The organism is Sneathiella sp., from assembly GCF_041689005.1.
Taxonomy (GTDB): domain Bacteria; phylum Pseudomonadota; class Alphaproteobacteria; order Sneathiellales; family Sneathiellaceae; genus Sneathiella.
The window spans coordinates 1-15,683 of record NZ_JBDNHC010000115.1; the positions used below are offsets into that span (position 1 = coordinate 1).

The following is a 15,683-nucleotide window of genomic DNA, read 5'->3' on the forward strand; positions in this document are numbered from 1 at the left end:
CGGGGGCCACTGGTTTACTGATGTCCTGGTCGGCGGCGGCGCAGCCTGCCTTTTCCTGTTACCCTGGCTGAAAATCAGCCCGATGGTAAGCTGGATCGAGACGCTGCTCAGCTGGATCTGGGCGAGAGCCCCCGCTTCCCTGCGAAAATAAGGCCGGGCGCAATCACCGCCGCGCTTCGGTGCTGATTACAGCTCCGCGAGGCGCGCGGCGGCGTCATTGAGTTTGGCGAGCTGGGTTTCGGCGTCCGCGAGCTTGGCTTTCTCGCCCTCAACCACATCAGCGGGCGCATTGGCGACAAATTTCTCGTTGCCGAGCTTCTTGTTCAGTCCGGTCATATACCCGCCGAGCTTGCCGATTTCCTTGGCAAGCCGCGCCTTTTCCGCATCCAGATCCATGGCCCCTGCGAGCGGCAACACGACTGTCGCGCCCCGATGAACGAATTGCAGTGCGCCCTTCGGCACCTCCGCATCAACTGCCTTGTTTTCCAGCCGGGCCATGCGGGCGATGATATCCCAATGTATCTTCAGCCATTCCTTGTCGAGATCACTACCCTCGTTGAAAATCAACGGGATTTTAGCACCAGCCGGAACATTCATTTCGCTGCGGACGCCGCGAATGCCGGTGATCAACCCCTGCACCCAGTCCATTTCCGTGAGCGCCTCTGTCTTGATGGCATCGGCGGGATAGCGCGGCCAATCGGCGATGATGAGTTGAGTCTCCCGTTTTGCGCCCAACGCGCCCCAGAGCTCCTCGGTCACGAAGGGCATGAAAGGATGCAGGATTTTCAAAATCTGGTCGAGCGCCCAGGCGGCGGTGGCTTGCGTCTCCGTCTTGTCATCTCCCTGAAACGGCAGCTTGGCAAATTCGAGATACCAGTCGCAAAAGACATTCCAGGTGAAGGCGTAGATGGCGTTCGAGGCATCGTTAAAGCGATAGCCCTCAAGCCCCTCGCGCACCGCGGCCTCGCATTTCACGACCTCGCTGACGATCCATTGGTTGATGGTCTCTTTCACCGCAAACGGATCAAAGCCATCCGGCACCTTACAATCGTTCATCTCGCAGAAGCGGGCAGCATTCCAGAGCTTGGTGGTAAAATTGCGATAACCCTCGACCCGTTGTTCCGACAGGCGGACATCGCGGCCTTGCGCAGCGCTTGCCGACAGGAAGAAACGGAGCGCATCCGCGCCGTACTTATCCATCAATTCCAGCGGATCGACGACATTGCCCTTGGACTTCGACATCTTCGCGCCTAGCTCGTCGCGAACCAGCGCATGGATATAGACGGTATGGAACGGCGCCTCGTCCATGAAATGCAGACCCATCATCATCATCCGGGCGACCCAGAAGAAGATGATATCGAAACCGGTCACCAGCACGTCGGTCTGGTAGTATTTCTTGAGTTCCGGTGTCTCATCGGGCCAGCCGAGCGTGGAAAACGGCCAGAGCGCCGAGGAGAACCAGGTATCGAGCACATCCTCGTCCTGATGCAGCTCAACCTTGCGGCCGTAATGCGCCTCGGCGGCGGCAAAGGCTTCCGCCTCCGTTTCCTCAACAAAAATCATGTTATCGGGACCAAACCAGGCCGGAATCCGATGCCCCCACCAGAGCTGGCGCGAGATGCACCAAGGCTGGATATTGCGCATCCAATCGTAATAGGTATTGGCCCATTTGGCGGGCACGAACTGGGTGCTGCCATTCTCGACCGCGCGGATCGCGGGCTGGGCAAGCGTCCCAGCATCCGCAAACCACTGATCGGTGAGCAAGGGCTCGATTACCACGCCGGAGCGGTCACCATAGGGAACCGTATGCGCATGATCCTCGATCTTCTCTAAAAGACCGAGGCTTTCCATCTCGGCAACCACTTTTTTGCGCGCCTCAAACCGTTCCATGCCCTGATAAGCCTCGGGCACGGCGTCGTTGAGATGGGCGTTTTCGTCAAGGATATTGATGACCTCAAGATTACTGCGCTTACCAACCTCGAAGTCATTGAAATCATGGGCAGGCGTGATCTTGACGGCGCCGGAGCCCTGTTCGGGATCGGCGTAAGTATCGGCAACGATAGGAATACGACGGCCGACGATGGGGAGGATCGCGAACTTGCCGACAAGATCGGTATAGCGCTCATCTTCGGGATGAACGGCAATGCCGGTATCGCCGAGCATGGTTTCCGGGCGTGTGGTGGCGACAGTGATAAAGCGGCCTTCCTCGCCCTCAACCGGATACCGGAAATGCCACATATGGCCATTCACATCCTGCTGCTCGACTTCAAGGTCGGAAATCGCCGTGTGAAATTTCGGGTCCCAATTGACCAGCCGCTTGTCGCGATAGATCAGGCCCTCTTTGTAAAGCTGGACGAAGACTTTGCGGACGGCCTTGGACAGCCCTTCGTCCATGGTGAAGCGCTCACGGCTCCAGTCACAGGTCGCGCCGAGGCGCTTGAGCTGCTCGAATATCTGGCCACCGGACTCCGCTTTCCATTCCCAGACCTTCTCGATGAATTTTTCGCGCCCCAAATCGTGGCGGGTAATCCCTTCCGCCTCCAGCTGGCGTTCGACCACCATTTGCGTGGCGATCCCGGCATGATCCATGCCCGGTTGCCAGAGCACGTCCTTGCCCCGCATCCGCTCGAACCGCACAAGAATGTCCTGCAATGTGTTATTGAGCGCATGGCCCATATGCAGGCTGCCGGTGACATTGGGGGGTGGAATGACGATGGTGAAGGCGTCGTCTGTTCCGGCGCGGCCACAGGCAAACGCCCCCTGCTCCATCCATTGTGAATAGAGCTTTCCTTCGACCTCGGCAGGTCGATAAGATTTGTCCAGCATCGCTGAACCTTTCTTTACTGATTAGTCGGCAAAATGTTCGGGTGCAATATAGTCGGCTCACCACCCGGTAGGAAGGACTTTATTCTTCGTCGTCCGCCCGGTCAGCAAGCTTGCTCACCTCGCGCTCAACAATGCGCTGAACAATTTGCGGGAGATTCTGATCAAGCCAGTCTTTCAGGATCGGCCGGAGCATATCCTTGACCATATCTTCCAAAGTTGCGTTATTACCCATTTGTAATCCTCGCGAAGAAGCAACAGCACCGGCCAGATTGGCAAAGGCCGACGTGGTTGCAGCAATAGTGGGGTCAGCCAGCAGGCTGTTTGATTTACCGGACGGTGCCGCTGTGACAGGTGCCGGTTCGGAAACGGGCTCAGTGACCGCTTCAGGTTCCGGTTCTATTTCAGGTTCAGGCTCCGGTTCAACGGCGACTTCCGGCTCGACGGTGATCTCTTCTTCCATCACATCGTCCAGCGTCAGCGGTTCCTCAACCTCGTCCTCGATTTCTTCCGTCAGTTCCAGAATATCTTCTTCCGGTTCCGGTTCGGCCTCAGCCTCCGGCTCAGCTTCGGTCATTGCCTCGGCTTCCGTCCCGTCCGCGCTTTTCTCAGGCTCGGCCTCGGCGGTAGCGTCACTCTGGCCTTCCGCGTCTTCATCTCCGTCTTCAGAAATGATACGCCGGATGGAGGCCAGTATCTCCTCCATCGTCGGTTCTTGCTCTGTCGTTGAATCACTCATAATCAAGTCACCATTGAAGCCGAGGCCTCCCCTGATATCAACCGTTAAATACGTTCAATATGGCCCGTTTAATTTAATTAAGTCTTAATCCAGTCCACCGTCTGTTCCAAACCATTTGTTGCGAACCCGGTCATAATTTTTAGTCGGATCGTAATATTCGACGTTAAGGCCGAGATCGCGGGCGTTCAGCTTACCGATTGCGGCGATGACATTATAGATCGCCACATACTGGTCCCGCCGCGCAGTCACCAGATTAACCTGGCTCAGCAGCAGTTCCTGTTCAGCGTTCAACACATCCAGCGTTGTCCGCGAGCCGACCTGCGCTTCCTGTCCGACACCGTCGAGAGCAATTTTATTGGCCCGCACCGCTTCCTCGTTCGAGCCGATCCGCGAGCGGGCGGTTCCCAGCGCTTCCCAGGACTGTATCACCGATTCCCGGATCGCGCGCACCGTCTCCTCGATCTGTTCCATGCGCTGGCTGTTGATCTGGCGGGCCTGGCGAACCTGGCTGTAGACCGATCCGGACTGATAGAGCGGCACTCTTAAAACCGCGCCGATCCGCGCTGTATCGCCGCGATAGGACCCGCCGGCAGCCCCGCCTGTTCCCGAAGATCCGCCGTTATTGACGCGGGATAACGTTCCGTCGATGGACAAGGAGGGCAGCAACTGGCCGGACGTCGCCCGGATGTCATAGCGGGAGCTTTCCTCGTTATATTTAGCCGACTGGATGTCCGGATGATTTTCAAGGGCGATCGCCAGTGCCACTTCTTCCGATTCCGGAAAATTTTCTGGCACATCCGGTTCTTCCAGCGCCACCGGTGGGCGACCGACGATCCGTTCGTAATTGGCCCGGGTCGAGCGCAGGTTGCCTTCCGCCTGAATCTGGTTGGAGATTGAATCGGCGAGACGGGCCTGAGCCTGGGCGACATCCGTCCGCGTAATTTCACCGACATTGAAGCGATCGTTGGACGCGTCAAGCTGGCGGCGGAGGACGGTGGAGTTATTTTTGTTAAGCTCAACCAGGGCCTCATCGCGCAATACATTCATATAGGCGGTAACGGCCAGCCGGAAAACATCCTGCTGGGTTGAGAGCAATCCGGCCCGCGCGGCGGACACGGTCGCTTCGGCCGACTTGGTCGAGGCTACGGTCTGACCGCCCGTATAAACCGGCTGCGAGACAGTCACGGCGACACTTGTCGGATGTGAATTTCCGCTGGTTCCGGTAGAATAGTTGCTATCAACATTCTGGAGGGCGGCATCCCCGGTGGCAATTACACTCGGGCGCCAGCCCGACAGGGCCTGCGGCACTTCTTCGTCAACACCGCGGACATTGGCACGCGCGGCATCCAGGGTCGGGTTATTTTCATAAGTGGTGATCAGCGTGTCGCGCAACGTCTCAGCGCTTGCCGATGACAGAGGCAGCGTCGCCGTTAATACAGACGCAACGACAGATGCAACGGTCAATGTCACTTTTTTCATTTGAACTCGTCCCTCAACATATTAACCATGAATGAATTTAGTCTCGATACGCGTTTGGATCAACAATTTTAAACAAATTGCCAGTATCATCCCCACAACGGATCACAGTATCACATAAAAACATTGTGATATTGTTAATCATTATCCGACTGTACATGCATAATTCGGCGGGATTGTGACAGGAGCTTTGCTTTTTCAAAACTGGAATGCCGGCACCGCCATCAGGTCATTCAACTCCGGCACCGCTGCATCAAACGCCGAACGTGGACTGCAACTCGCGCCGTGCCGCCGGTAAATCGTGGCGACGCCGGGCCCCGTGCCAAGCACGCAAATCAGCCGACCGTTTTCCGCCAGTTGATCGAGCAATGATTGCGGCACCTCGGAGATCGCACCATTGATATGGATGACATTATAGGGTCCCTGCTTTGCATTCCCCTCGGCAAGTGGCCCCTCGACCACGGCGACGTTATCGGCCTCAAGCCGCAGCAAAATCTCGCTCGCCCGCGCCACCAGCTCCGCATCGCTTTCGATGGCGACAACGGCCTGCGCCAGATGGCCAAAAACCGCAGCGGAATATCCTGTCCCGCAGCCGATATCCAGCACCACATCCTTGGCTTCAACGGCGGCCTCCTGCAGCAATCGGCCGAAAACCCGGGGTTCGACCAGGAACCGACCGGGGGCGACTTCGAGATCTTCATCCAGATAGGCAACGCCGCGCAGTTCTTTCGGAACGAATTCTTCGCGCGCGACCGTTCCCATGGCGTCGATGACCCGATCGCTGTTGACCTGATTTGGCCTTAACTGACTGAGCACCATATGGCGGCGCGCATCGGCAAATTTGTCAATTGACATGATGTTCCTGATTACCCCGTTGAAAAGCTTCCGTGGTTATACTGAATAACGGCGCTGAAAGGCAAGTCCTAAGGTGCCGTCGGCGGCCCTCACCGATCGTTGAAATTAAACTCTGGCAGCACATCAAACGCCTGCTTCAGGGCCTCGCCCCACCCGGTGGAAATCTGCTTGTAATAGTCATCCTCCGCGTCGATCCTGAGATTGTGACAGATGGTGAAGCGGTCATTTTCATAGACCTGTACATCGAGCGGCAGGCCAACGGACAGGTTCGCTTTGATGGTCGAATCAAACGATACCAGCATCAGCTTGATTGCCGCCTCAAAGGTCATGTCCGGCTCATAGGCCCGGACCAGAATCGGGCGGCCGTATTTGGTTTCGCCAATCTGGAAGAACGGCGTTTCGCTCGACGCCTCAATGAAGTTGCCTTCCGGATAAATGAGGAACAGCCGCGGCGGACTTCCCTTGATCTGGCCGCCAACGATGAGCGTGGCGTTAAAGGCGGAGTCCGCTGTCTGACCGGCGAGCCCGTTCGACTGGATTTCCTCCTTCATCGTGTCACCGATGAGGCGGGCCACCTGGAACATAGACGGCATTTCAAGGATGGAGGGACTGCGATCCGCAGCCGCCTTGGTCCGTTCATCAAGAATACTCACGATTGCCTGCGTTGTGGCGAGGTTCCCTGCCGTCATCATCGTGATGACCCGCTCTCCCGGCACCTCCCATGTATTCATTTTTTTGAAAACGGATATATTATCGACACCGGCATTGGTGCGGGTGTCCGACATGAAGACAAGGCCTTTGTTCAGACGCAAGCCGATGCAATATGTCATGATTGCCTATCAACCTTTCCTGATTGAAATTCTGTTATTGTTGTTGAACCTGCAGGGAGACGTTCATTGATTCCCCGCTGCTGCCGATCCGCATCCCCGAGATCGGCGCCGCATCCTTGTAATCGAGCCCCGTGGCAACCCGGACATAGCGTTCGTCCGGGGAGATGCCGTTGGAGACATCAAACCCGACCCAGCCGACATCGGGAATGAAGGCCTCCGCCCAGGCGTGGGTGGCATCCTGTTCAATCCGGTCATCCATCATCAGGTAGCCACTGACATAGCGGGCCGAAAAGCCCATCAGGCGCACGGCACTGACAAAAATCTGGGCATGGTCCTGACAGACCCCCTTGCCGGTGGCCAGCGCCTCTTCGACGGTCGTTTCCGAATGAGTCTCGCCCGTCTGGTAGTCGACATTCCCGGCAATCAGCTGTGACAGGCGGTGCATCCTCGTGACCTCGGTGTCGAAATCAGTCCCCAATTCCTTCACCAGTTTGCGGGTCAGTGGCCCGGCGGCGGTGAGCGGCGTCGACCGTCGAAAGAACCAGAGCGGCGCATAGCCCGTATTCGGGCCGATCATCCCGTGGGTATCGATGGTGTCAATATTGCCCTCGCAGTAGATGGAAATGTCCGTACGGCCGGGCTCAAGGCTGACCAGCAGCACCTCGTTGCCGAACTGGTCATGGAATTCAACCTCGGTATTGCCGCCCTCGACCCGGGTCTCCCAGTCCAAAACGTCCTGCCCGACGCCGGATTTCGGCGTCTGACGGATCTGCTGGAGCGCGTAATGTACGGGCTCGTCATAATGATATTTTGTCAGGTGAGAGATTTTCAGCCGCATGTGACCCTATCCATTAAACCGGTAATCCTGTTCAATCTGCCCGCCCAGCGCCATGTTGTCCTGAAGAAAGCTGGTAATAAATTCATGCAGCCCTTCCTCAAAGATTGAATGGACCGTGCTTTCCTTCAAGCGCTTGAGGATTGGCGCGGCCCTATTATGGCACTCCAGCGTCAGCCCGTAGTCTTCCTCAAGATAGCGGAGATTATCGACAATCTTCGAATAGCAGAAGACCAGCGATCGCGGCAGGCGCCGGTCGAGAATGATAAACTCGGCAATGCTCATGGGATTAACCTCGCCGGGATTAAGCCAGCGAAAGGCACGCTGCGCCGAGACTGAGCGCAGGATCGATTCCCATTGCACGTTATCGAGTGAGGAGCCAACGAAGGATGCCGACGGCAGCAGGACATAATATTTCACGTCGAGAATGCGGGCGGTGTTGTCGGCACGTTCTAAAAAGGTACCGATCCGCGCAAAATCAAATACGTCATTGCGCAGCATGGTGCCATGAAGCGCCCCGCGCACCAACGCACTTTGCTGGCGGATCGTGCCGAGAACATCCGGGAGATCGCGCTCCGATATCGGCTGTGACAGCAGCTCCTTCAAGTTGATCCAGCAATCGTTGGTCGCCTCCCAAACCTCACGGGTGAGCGCCGTCCGAACCATGCGGGCATTATTGCGCGCGGCATCGATGACCGACATCACGCTGGAGGAGTTGAGCCGGTCCCGCAGCAGGAAATCAATGACATTACGGGAATCATAATGATCGTATTTTTGCTTGTAACTTTGGGCAACCCCGGCGGTCGCAACGACCGACGCCCATTCATTTTCCGCGGCGCTGGAGCGGGTCAGCGCAATCCGGAAGCCGGCATCAAGCAGACGTGCGGTATTCTCGCTTCGTTCAAGAAAGCGGAACATCCAGAACAGGCCTCCTGCGGTTTTGCCAAGCATGTCGCGGTTATTCCTCCAATACCCAGGTGTCCTTGGTGCCGCCGCCCTGGCTTGAATTGACCACCAGCGAGCCCGGCTTCAGGGCAACGCGGGTAAGGCCACCGGGCGTGATTTCCACCCGGTTCGGCGAGACCATGACGAAGGGCCGCAGATCGACATGGCGCGGCGCAAGGCCCTTTTTGGTCAGGATCGGCACCGTCGAGAGCGCCAAAGTCGGCTGGGCGATATAGTTGCCCGGCTTGGCCTTGAGCTTGGTCCGAAACGCGGATATCTCGCGTTTGCTGGCGGCGGGCCCGACGAGCATGCCGTAACCGCCCGATCCATGCACTTCCTTCACTACCAGTTCTTCAAGGTTGTCGAGAACATAGGACAGCGCATCCGGTTCGGCGCAGCGCCAGGTCGGAACATTCTTGAGAATGGCTTTCTCGCCGGTGTAAAACTCAACGATTTCCGGGATGTAGGAATAAATCGCCTTGTCATCAGCAATGCCGGTGCCGGGGGCATTGGCAATCGTGATCCCACCGGCGCGGTAAACATCGAGAATGCCAGCAACACCGAGCTGTGATTTCGGATTGAAATTGAGCGGATCGAGATAATCATCATCGACCCGTCGGTACAGCACGTCAATCGGGTCATAGCCGCGGGTCGTGCGCATGGCGATCCGTCCGTTGACGACGCGCAGGTCATGCCCCTCGACCAGTTCCGCGCCCATCTGATCGGCGAGGAAGGCATGCTCGAAATAGGCGGAATTATGGATACCGGGCGTGAGCACCGCCACGACCGGGCGGCCTTCGCAGACATCGGGCGCACAGGCGCCGAGCGAGCGGCGCAGGCTTTTCGGGTAATCGCTGACCGACCGCACCCGGACCTTGGCGAAAAGCTCCGGAAACATATGCAGCATGGTTTCCCGGTTTTCGAGCATGTAGGAGACGCCGGAGGGCGTTCGCGCATTATCCTCAAGAACAAAAAACTCGTCCTCACCGGTGCGCACAAGATCGGTGCCGACGATATGGGTATAGACATTGCCCGGCGGCGACACCCCGACCATCTGCGGCAGGAACGCCTCGTTATTGGCAATGATCTCCATGGGGATGCGCCCGGCGCGAACAATCTCCTGACGGTGATAGATGTCATGAAGGAAGGCGTTGATGGCGCGGACCCGCTGCTCGATACCGCGTTCAAGCCGCGCCCATTCCCGGGCCGATATAATGCGCGGAATAACGTCGAAGGGAATCAGCCGCTCCGCAGCCTCCTCACGGCCATAAACATTGAAGGTGATCCCGGTCCGCCGGAAAAAGGCCTCCGAAGCAACAGCCTTGCGGCGCAATCTTGCCGGGTCCTCGGTCTCGAACCATTGCCGGTATTCCTGATAGGGTTGGCGGACAGTGTCGCCCGATCCCGTCATTTCATCGAAAATATTCTGATCTGCCTGCATCCCACTACAGTAGAGAGATTCTAATGCAGTGCAACATTAAAAATTACTGAGAGACCCTGCCCTCCCCCAGAAACAGGGCGATTGCACCAAAAAAACAGCCCGGAAATGGGAATAGGTTCAGGCACAAAAAAAGCGGCGACGGTGATTGCCAGTCGCCGTCGCCGCATAATCTATTCTTAATAGGTCGAGTTACTATGATTCCTGCGGGTCTCCCGCCTTTTTCCACGCCGCCCAGGCCGCATCTTTGCGTGCCTTTACCGCTGGCCAGTCAGATTCGATTTCCGCCGGGGTTTTCGCGCCGGCGAGAAGGCCAACGACGGACTGTGAAATAAAAAACCCGAGTTGGGCCAGACTGGCGACATATTTAAGGGTTGTCGGGTCCATCAGTTATACTCCTCGCGCAGGGTGAGAAGGTCATTGGCGGCGGCCGACAGGGCGGCGAAGGCCGCCGGAACGTCCGTCACCTGTCCTTCACAAAAGCGGGTATGAAGCGGCTCGACCGCGTCGATCCGGGAAATGGTCTCCGGGTTCATGCTGGATTTATAAGGTGTCAGGATAACGACACTCGTCGTTACGCTGTCACAGGCGAACTGCAGGTTCTGCGCGGGCGTCACGGCCGAACAGGCGGCCAGCAGCAACAGGCAGAACAGCCCCGGAATGAGTTTACCGGGCATCATATATTCCTTCCTCGTCAGCGTGTGAAACGCGGGGTTTATTCGGAACGGCGAACACGCCGATGGCCGTCAGAACACCGATGACGGCATCGACCAGCGTCGGCTCCAGTGCCGACAGGTCAAGGCCAACCTGGTCTTTCAACAGCATCACGGCGACGCCGATAAGAGCAACGATCAACTTGTTATACTGGGACATATTTTCCTCCTAGTCCGGGTCAAATTCGACGTGCATGTGATCTTTTTCCAGCACGACATCAAACTCACTGCCAAGCGCCAAAGCACAGCGGTCCCGGCAGTCTCTCTTCTTGGTAATTGCGGGTATTTCACGGGTTCTGAAATCCATCGCCAGTCCCCGGTAATGCAGGGATTTTGCGCCGTGAGTGCCCTCCAGCAGTGAGGTAATCACGAACGGCACGCCATAGCTTTCGACGATGGGCTTGCAGATCATTGCGGCCAGCAGGATTTCCGGCTTGATGCCGCCCAGCCGTACATTGTTCTTTCGTATCATCATGGGTTCCTTGGGGTTAAAAAAGGGCGTTTGAACAATGAAGATCGAGACCGGTCGTTCCTTCTTAAAGAAGATCGGTTTCGGTATTTTGACGCTTTGGGATAAAGGGGCGATGTTTGCGGCGGAGGATTGGCTTTCCCCGCTTGACAGCCAAAGGGCAAAGCCTTACAAAGCCTAGGATTTTACCAATACATCACATGTTTTGAGGCCTGGTGGCGGAGTGGTGACGCAGCGGATTGCAAATCCGTCCACACCGGTTCGATTCCGGTCCAGGCCTCCATTTTCTCCCGCCCGGCATTTTCGCCGCGCCCGTCACAACCCTCCCCCGCGAGACGTCCTGCTGGAAACGCCCGATGGCAAAAGCCGTCGGCGGGACCCGGATCTTTATCTACAGGAGAAAAAAATGCTTGTTCTCGTCGCCATTATACTGCCCTGGTTGGTGTTTTTTATCCTTGGACGAACCTGGGAGGGGTTTCTCTGCCTGATCCTGCAACTGACCGTTCTCGGCTGGATCCCGGCGACCATCTGGGCCCTGATCACGCTCTCTCGCTGGCGGCGCTATCAGCTCGCACTGGCCCGCGCCAAACACCGCGTCTGAACGGCGCGCGCTACCCAGGCCTATACTGCCGATTGCCAATCCATAAAAGCTTGGGTAAGCTGTGCTGATCTTTTATCGGGAGGCATCCATGCGACTCATTTTGGCAATCTTGTTACCCTTTGTTGTTTTCTTCACGATCGGCAAACCGTTTCAGGGCATATTGTGCCTGATCCTGCAAATCACGTTGATCGGCTGGATTCCGGCGGCAATCTGGGCAGTCTATGCCCTCAGTCAGTATAATACGGATAGAAAAATTTCCGCTGCGCATGGCGGCGACTGACGAAGTGCGCGGCTTTTCCCAAACTCGGCCAAATTTTTTACCGGATTTCCAAAACAAGGCTTGGCAGGTCAACAGGCAATTGCTATAAGCCGCCATCTCGAATATGTTCGAGATCCTGATCCCCGATAGCTCAGTTGGTAGAGCAGCTGACTGTTAATCAGCCTGTCGCAGGTTCGAGTCCTGCTCGGGGAGCCAATTTTCCTTGTTATTCAGGGATATAGAGAAAGGTTTGCAGGTGTTTCCTGCGGCCCGTTAGATCGCCGGCAAGGCTTTGCAAACTTTTCTCCCCTTCCCCCATACAATTTCACGATTCTTTCAGGATAAAAACATTTCCGCCGCGCAGTCCGGGCGGTTGCCCTTCCTGTCACGGCGGATAATGTCTGGCCTGACCCGTACTTATTTTCGCGTCAGGCTTGTTAGGTTCATCGGCTGTGCCTCGGTACTGGCCCCTTATTTATGACACTGGAAGGTCACCGTCTTGGACCCGTCCGCATTGGTGACGATATTGGCGATCCCCTCCTGGGAGCCAATATTCATGCAGTATGCTTGGGCGCTCCGCGACGCGTTCAACAGTTCCTGGTCCGTCCGGTAGGTGTAGATGAGGTTGGGATTCATCACCGGATCGGTGGCCGATACCGCCGAGGGCACGCATTCATAGGAGACGACCTTGGCGCCGTCCGAATCGTTCGTGAAGTTCGTCGGCCGCGGGGCGAGGTTATACTGCGTACAGAATGTCACCGCGCGCTGGTTGACCCCGATAAGCTCCTCATCGTTGTGGTATTTATAGGTGACCGTTGGCTTGCTTGAGGCCACCTGCTCGGGCGGCGGTTCATGTGCCACGCAAGATGCTAGCGCCAAGCCGGCAGCAAGTAGGGTGGCTGCTCCGACCGTCGTTTTCAGAAAACCGTACATACTCGCCGTCATTTGTGTATCCTCCATTTGATGCGGGCCTTTCCCGTTTGAAACCTCTCAGATCTCATCAATATGGTTGAGTATTTTCGTTAGGCAAATTCACATCCAAGGTATTTCGGTGGCATTTTTGTGACCTGCGGGTCTTTGCGGCGAAGATCGATTGACAGGCACACGGTGGTATGATCTTCTTTTTATTCTCCTATTTTCAGCGAGTTAAGATTATGAAAACTATCTCTCTGTTTATTTGCATTTTTATCCTTAGCGCCTGCACAATCGAAGAAAAGCCGATCCCGATGTCCGAATTGAACAAGGGGGATGCCACCGCCAGTTGTCAGGACCTCAGCGTCGAATATACTGCCAACACGGACCGGGCAACCTCCTTGCTGGGCGGCAGCAACGCCAAGCATGGCGAGGCCAATGACCTCCTCGATCGCAATATGGATGTCAGGGAACTGGCGGAACGTAAAGGCTGCAGCACCAATCTCTGGCCGGATCAGCCGAAACGGGACTTTTAGCCCGGCGTAAAGACCGCCGCGAGGCCGCCGTCACACCCCGTTTTTATGGGGCAGCAACAGCGCGTAGGCCATGGCGTGAATGGGGGTCGGAACACCGAGTTTCTCCCCTTCCCGGCAGAGCCAACCGACGGTGCTGTCGAGTTCAAGCCGCTTACCCCGCTCCAGATCCTCCAGCATCGAGGCCCGGGTTGCCGGGTTGGTCGTGGTCCGGGCGTAATGCAGTTTCTTGTCGGCGGCATCGGGGCTGATGTCCGCGCCCCTGGCCCGCCCGACGGCGCAGACTTCCTGCATGGCGCGAAGGAACAGGTCCCGCGTCTCCGGCGTTCCAATCCAGCCGCCGACCGGCAACCGGGTCAGGCCGCCGATAATGTGAAACGGAGCCAGCACGACGAATTTCTCCCAGATTGCGCCCATCGGCTCCCGGAGGGCCTTAATATCGACGCCGCCCGCCTTGCAGGCTGCCGCGATTTGCTCATGCACGGACATGTCGCGCGGATGATAGGGGCCGAAGATGGTGCGGGTCAGGGTTCCGGTCTTGCGGATCAGGCCGGGCTTCTCGACCACCGCCGGAGTATAGGTGATGCCGGGAGAGACATGATCCACCCCGTATTTTTCGGCCAGCACGTCGATGCCGTAGAGGCCGTTCTGCAGGCTGATGATTTCCGTCTCCGGGCCGACCATCGGCCGCATATCCTCCGCCGCCTGATCGGTGTCCTGCCCCTTCACGGTGAAGAGGATCACGTCGACCGGCCCGAGTTCTGCCGGGTCGTCCGACACAGCCGCGAATTTTACGGTAATATCGCCGGTTTCCGAAAGGACCGTCAGCCCGTCCGTCGCCAGCACATCGCGGTTTTTGCCGCGGGCCAGCACCACGACCTCCATCCCCGCCTCTGCCAGCACGGCGCCAAAATATCCGCCAATGGCGCCGGCGCCGATGATCCCGATCCGTAATGTCATTCAGCCCTGTCCTGTTGCTTTCCGGCGCCGGGCCACACTGGCGGCGGGCCAAATATCGTTAAAATCATAATAGACACTATAGGCCGGAACCGTCTCTGGCAAGATCACCCAGGGCAGTTTAGATCGCGTAAATATATGAACGTCCGGCGGCATTTCGGCGGGTACCTCCAGCGTCCCGACGCGCAAGAATCGCATCCCGGCAAGCTGCCCGTAATCACTCCAGAGCGCGGTCTGACAAGTGCCGCAATGATGGATATCATGGGGACTCCCGCTTCTCGTCGGGACGGATATTGCCTGCAACTCCCCGCTCAATTGGCGGATCTGCGCTGTTTCCACAATTGCGTTGATCACAAACGCGCTGCCACTATGGCACTGGCACTCGCGGCAATGACAGCAATGCACGAACATCGGCTCGCCCGCTACCTCGTACCGCACCTCGCCGCAGGCACAGCTGCCTTTTCTCACCTCTGTCATCAGATCCTCTCTTGGCACGCCAAAACGGTAGAAAAAACCGCTGGACTTCGCAAGCGAAATGTCAGGGATGCACAGAAGAGGTCGCTGTGCCCATCGCCTCCCGATACAGGATCGAGACGAAGGAGATGAACACCGCCAGAATGAACGGCATGATCAGGAAGGACGAAAACAGGTAAAACAGCACTCCCGCCACCCCCGGCCGGTTCAAAGCCGCCAGCAGCAACACCGGCAGATATACCAGGACATAGAGCCCGGCAATCCCGACAATTCCCAGCAGGAACGTGCCGACAAGTGGCAGGGACATCTCGACGACGCGGCGCGCAAACAGTGACAGCGCCAGCGGATGATCGAGAGCGATCGCGGGAAAAACGAACATCAGTGGCAGAAAGGACAGTAACAAAAGGCAAATGAAGACGACTACCGACATGATCGAGCCGCCGCCGCCCGCGATAAAAATTCGGGCGACGAGATAGCTGACGCCGGCATAGGCAAGCATGGCACCGGCAAATTTCATCTCCCGCAACCCAAAGGCCAGCCCGTAGTCAGACTGATCCCGCTCCCGCGCCAGCAACGTATAGCGATGCCAGAAAACCGCGAATATGGCATACAGCAGGTCATTGATAACGACCCGGAAGATGTCGGTTCTCTCCAGGATATTTGTCTCCAGCCAGGCAAGCAAGGCCGTCAGCATCACGATCGGCACCGCCCGCAGCAGGCAGGGCCAGCGGTGGGCAATCACAAAATTGAACGCTTCCAGCAGACAGGCAGCTGGCTTGACATCACGGGAGACTTCCATGGCCTGACGATAGAACGAAAGATAC

The 15,683-nt window shown here is 57.0% G+C and carries 20 protein-coding genes and 2 tRNA genes; 6 read left to right on the forward strand and 16 right to left on the reverse strand.

Annotated elements, in window-relative coordinates:
• Positions 1 to 186 precede the first annotated feature (186 nt).
• From ACESNI_RS13325 to ACESNI_RS13380, 12 genes are all read right to left on the reverse strand, one after another.
• Positions 187 to 2,826 carry a valine--tRNA ligase gene (locus tag ACESNI_RS13325; protein ID WP_373087625.1) on the reverse strand — a complete coding sequence of 880 codons (2,640 nt, stop codon included), beginning with the start codon at positions 2,824 to 2,826 and terminating at the stop codon, positions 187 to 189.
• Between the two features lie 79 nt (positions 2,827 to 2,905).
• Entirely contained in the window at positions 2,906 to 3,562 is a 657-nt protein-coding gene (locus ACESNI_RS13330) for a DUF2497 domain-containing protein (RefSeq protein ID WP_373087628.1), read from the reverse strand.
• 84 nt (positions 3,563 to 3,646) lie between these two features.
• Positions 3,647 to 5,041, reverse strand: a complete 1,395-nt coding sequence (locus tag ACESNI_RS13335; RefSeq protein WP_373087631.1) for a TolC family outer membrane protein — start codon at positions 5,039 to 5,041, stop codon at positions 3,647 to 3,649.
• A 195-nt stretch (positions 5,042 to 5,236) separates the two neighbouring features.
• Positions 5,237 to 5,893: a protein-L-isoaspartate O-methyltransferase gene (locus tag ACESNI_RS13340; protein WP_373087634.1), complete on the reverse strand. Its 657-nt coding sequence runs from the start codon at positions 5,891 to 5,893 to the stop codon at positions 5,237 to 5,239.
• Between the two features lie 89 nt (positions 5,894 to 5,982).
• Positions 5,983 to 6,723 (reverse strand): peptidase, encoded by a 741-nt coding sequence (locus ACESNI_RS13345; protein ID WP_373087636.1) that lies wholly within the window; start codon positions 6,721 to 6,723, stop codon positions 5,983 to 5,985.
• Between the two features lie 34 nt (positions 6,724 to 6,757).
• On the reverse strand, positions 6,758 to 7,561 hold the full coding sequence (locus ACESNI_RS13350) for a transglutaminase domain-containing protein (protein WP_373087638.1): 804 nt from the start codon (positions 7,559 to 7,561) through the stop codon (positions 6,758 to 6,760).
• 6 nt (positions 7,562 to 7,567) lie between these two features.
• On the reverse strand, positions 7,568 to 8,509 hold the full coding sequence (locus ACESNI_RS13355; RefSeq protein ID WP_373087640.1) for an alpha-E domain-containing protein: 942 nt from the start codon (positions 8,507 to 8,509) through the stop codon (positions 7,568 to 7,570).
• Between the two features lie 7 nt (positions 8,510 to 8,516).
• The gene (locus tag ACESNI_RS13360; RefSeq protein WP_373087643.1) at positions 8,517 to 9,944 is read right to left on the reverse strand and encodes a circularly permuted type 2 ATP-grasp protein; all 1,428 of its coding nucleotides are present in this window, start codon (positions 9,942 to 9,944) and stop codon (positions 8,517 to 8,519) included.
• Between the two features lie 192 nt (positions 9,945 to 10,136).
• Positions 10,137 to 10,328 (reverse strand): hypothetical protein, encoded by a 192-nt coding sequence (locus ACESNI_RS13365; RefSeq protein ID WP_373087646.1) that lies wholly within the window; start codon positions 10,326 to 10,328, stop codon positions 10,137 to 10,139.
• Complete coding sequence (locus ACESNI_RS13370; protein WP_373087648.1) at positions 10,328 to 10,621, reverse strand: hypothetical protein; 294 nt, start codon at positions 10,619 to 10,621, stop codon at positions 10,328 to 10,330. The genes ACESNI_RS13365 and ACESNI_RS13370 overlap by 1 nt, the downstream gene beginning before the upstream one ends.
• A complete protein-coding gene (locus tag ACESNI_RS13375; RefSeq protein WP_373087650.1) occupies positions 10,608 to 10,814 on the reverse strand; it encodes a hypothetical protein in 207 nt (68 codons plus the stop codon). The genes ACESNI_RS13370 and ACESNI_RS13375 overlap by 14 nt, the downstream gene beginning before the upstream one ends.
• Before the next feature lie 9 nt (positions 10,815 to 10,823).
• On the reverse strand, positions 10,824 to 11,129 hold the full coding sequence (locus tag ACESNI_RS13380) for a hypothetical protein (RefSeq protein WP_373087652.1): 306 nt from the start codon (positions 11,127 to 11,129) through the stop codon (positions 10,824 to 10,826).
• Positions 11,130 to 11,163: 34 nt separating this feature from the next.
• Here ACESNI_RS13380 and ACESNI_RS13385 point away from each other — a divergent pair, with 34 nt between their 5' ends.
• From ACESNI_RS13385 to ACESNI_RS13405, 5 genes are all read left to right on the forward strand, one after another.
• A complete protein-coding gene (locus ACESNI_RS13385) occupies positions 11,164 to 11,304 on the forward strand; it encodes a hypothetical protein (protein ID WP_373087655.1) in 141 nt (46 codons plus the stop codon).
• Between the two features lie 28 nt (positions 11,305 to 11,332).
• Positions 11,333 to 11,406 (forward strand) — tRNA-Cys (locus ACESNI_RS13390).
• Positions 11,407 to 11,529: 123 nt separating this feature from the next.
• The gene (locus ACESNI_RS13395) at positions 11,530 to 11,724 is read left to right on the forward strand and encodes a YqaE/Pmp3 family membrane protein (protein WP_373087657.1); all 195 of its coding nucleotides are present in this window, start codon (positions 11,530 to 11,532) and stop codon (positions 11,722 to 11,724) included.
• Positions 11,725 to 11,812: 88 nt separating this feature from the next.
• Positions 11,813 to 12,004, forward strand: a complete 192-nt coding sequence (locus tag ACESNI_RS13400) for a YqaE/Pmp3 family membrane protein (RefSeq protein WP_373087659.1) — start codon at positions 11,813 to 11,815, stop codon at positions 12,002 to 12,004.
• Between the two features lie 119 nt (positions 12,005 to 12,123).
• Positions 12,124 to 12,199: transfer RNA gene (locus ACESNI_RS13405), tRNA-Asn, on the forward strand.
• A 255-nt stretch (positions 12,200 to 12,454) separates the two neighbouring features.
• Here the strand turns inward: ACESNI_RS13405 and ACESNI_RS13410 are convergent.
• A complete protein-coding gene (locus tag ACESNI_RS13410; RefSeq protein ID WP_373087661.1) occupies positions 12,455 to 12,928 on the reverse strand; it encodes a hypothetical protein in 474 nt (157 codons plus the stop codon).
• A gap of 209 nt (positions 12,929 to 13,137) precedes the next feature.
• Between ACESNI_RS13410 and ACESNI_RS13415 the strand changes: the two genes are divergently transcribed.
• Positions 13,138 to 13,431 carry a hypothetical protein gene (locus tag ACESNI_RS13415; RefSeq protein ID WP_373087662.1) on the forward strand — a complete coding sequence of 98 codons (294 nt, stop codon included), beginning with the start codon at positions 13,138 to 13,140 and terminating at the stop codon, positions 13,429 to 13,431.
• A 30-nt stretch (positions 13,432 to 13,461) separates the two neighbouring features.
• Here the strand turns inward: ACESNI_RS13415 and ACESNI_RS13420 are convergent, their stop codons facing one another.
• From ACESNI_RS13420 to ACESNI_RS13430, 3 genes are all read right to left on the reverse strand, one after another.
• Complete coding sequence (locus tag ACESNI_RS13420; protein ID WP_373087664.1) at positions 13,462 to 14,388, reverse strand: ketopantoate reductase family protein; 927 nt, start codon at positions 14,386 to 14,388, stop codon at positions 13,462 to 13,464.
• Positions 14,389 to 14,862, reverse strand: coding sequence for a GFA family protein (locus ACESNI_RS13425; RefSeq protein ID WP_373087666.1), 474 nt, complete (start codon positions 14,860 to 14,862; stop codon positions 14,389 to 14,391).
• Positions 14,863 to 14,923: 61 nt separating this feature from the next.
• Positions 14,924 to 15,683 (reverse strand): hypothetical protein (locus ACESNI_RS13430; protein WP_373087668.1); only part of this gene is annotated, 760 nt, incomplete at its 5' end.

What these genes read in the sequence shown, in the direction of transcription:
- ACESNI_RS13425 (WP_373087666.1), bottom strand. Translation starts at nt 14,862, where the DNA reads ATGACAGAGGTGAGAAAAGGCAGCTGTGCCTGCGGCGAGGTGCGGTAC.
- ACESNI_RS13330 (WP_373087628.1), bottom strand. Translation starts at nt 3,562, where the DNA reads ATGAGTGATTCAACGACAGAGCAAGAACCGACGATGGAGGAGATACTG.
- ACESNI_RS13335 (WP_373087631.1), bottom strand. Translation starts at nt 5,041, where the DNA reads ATGAAAAAAGTGACATTGACCGTTGCATCTGTCGTTGCGTCTGTATTA.
- ACESNI_RS13410 (WP_373087661.1), bottom strand. Translation starts at nt 12,928, where the DNA reads ATGACGGCGAGTATGTACGGTTTTCTGAAAACGACGGTCGGAGCAGCC.
- ACESNI_RS13350 (WP_373087638.1), bottom strand. Translation starts at nt 7,561, where the DNA reads ATGCGGCTGAAAATCTCTCACCTGACAAAATATCATTATGACGAGCCC.
- ACESNI_RS13375 (WP_373087650.1), bottom strand. Translation starts at nt 10,814, where the DNA reads ATGTCCCAGTATAACAAGTTGATCGTTGCTCTTATCGGCGTCGCCGTG.
- ACESNI_RS13365 (WP_373087646.1), bottom strand. Translation starts at nt 10,328, where the DNA reads ATGGACCCGACAACCCTTAAATATGTCGCCAGTCTGGCCCAACTCGGG.
- ACESNI_RS13385 (WP_373087655.1), top strand. Translation starts at nt 11,164, where the DNA reads ATGAAGATCGAGACCGGTCGTTCCTTCTTAAAGAAGATCGGTTTCGGT.
- ACESNI_RS13380 (WP_373087652.1), bottom strand. Translation starts at nt 11,129, where the DNA reads ATGATGATACGAAAGAACAATGTACGGCTGGGCGGCATCAAGCCGGAA.
- ACESNI_RS13400 (WP_373087659.1), top strand. Translation starts at nt 11,813, where the DNA reads ATGCGACTCATTTTGGCAATCTTGTTACCCTTTGTTGTTTTCTTCACG.
- ACESNI_RS13420 (WP_373087664.1), bottom strand. Translation starts at nt 14,388, where the DNA reads ATGACATTACGGATCGGGATCATCGGCGCCGGCGCCATTGGCGGATAT.
- ACESNI_RS13360 (WP_373087643.1), bottom strand. Translation starts at nt 9,944, where the DNA reads ATGCAGGCAGATCAGAATATTTTCGATGAAATGACGGGATCGGGCGAC.
- ACESNI_RS13340 (WP_373087634.1), bottom strand. Translation starts at nt 5,893, where the DNA reads ATGTCAATTGACAAATTTGCCGATGCGCGCCGCCATATGGTGCTCAGT.
- ACESNI_RS13370 (WP_373087648.1), bottom strand. Translation starts at nt 10,621, where the DNA reads ATGATGCCCGGTAAACTCATTCCGGGGCTGTTCTGCCTGTTGCTGCTG.
- ACESNI_RS13345 (WP_373087636.1), bottom strand. Translation starts at nt 6,723, where the DNA reads ATGACATATTGCATCGGCTTGCGTCTGAACAAAGGCCTTGTCTTCATG.
- ACESNI_RS13415 (WP_373087662.1), top strand. Translation starts at nt 13,138, where the DNA reads ATGAAAACTATCTCTCTGTTTATTTGCATTTTTATCCTTAGCGCCTGC.
- ACESNI_RS13355 (WP_373087640.1), bottom strand. Translation starts at nt 8,509, where the DNA reads ATGCTTGGCAAAACCGCAGGAGGCCTGTTCTGGATGTTCCGCTTTCTT.
- ACESNI_RS13395 (WP_373087657.1), top strand. Translation starts at nt 11,530, where the DNA reads ATGCTTGTTCTCGTCGCCATTATACTGCCCTGGTTGGTGTTTTTTATC.
- ACESNI_RS13325 (WP_373087625.1), bottom strand. Translation starts at nt 2,826, where the DNA reads ATGCTGGACAAATCTTATCGACCTGCCGAGGTCGAAGGAAAGCTCTAT.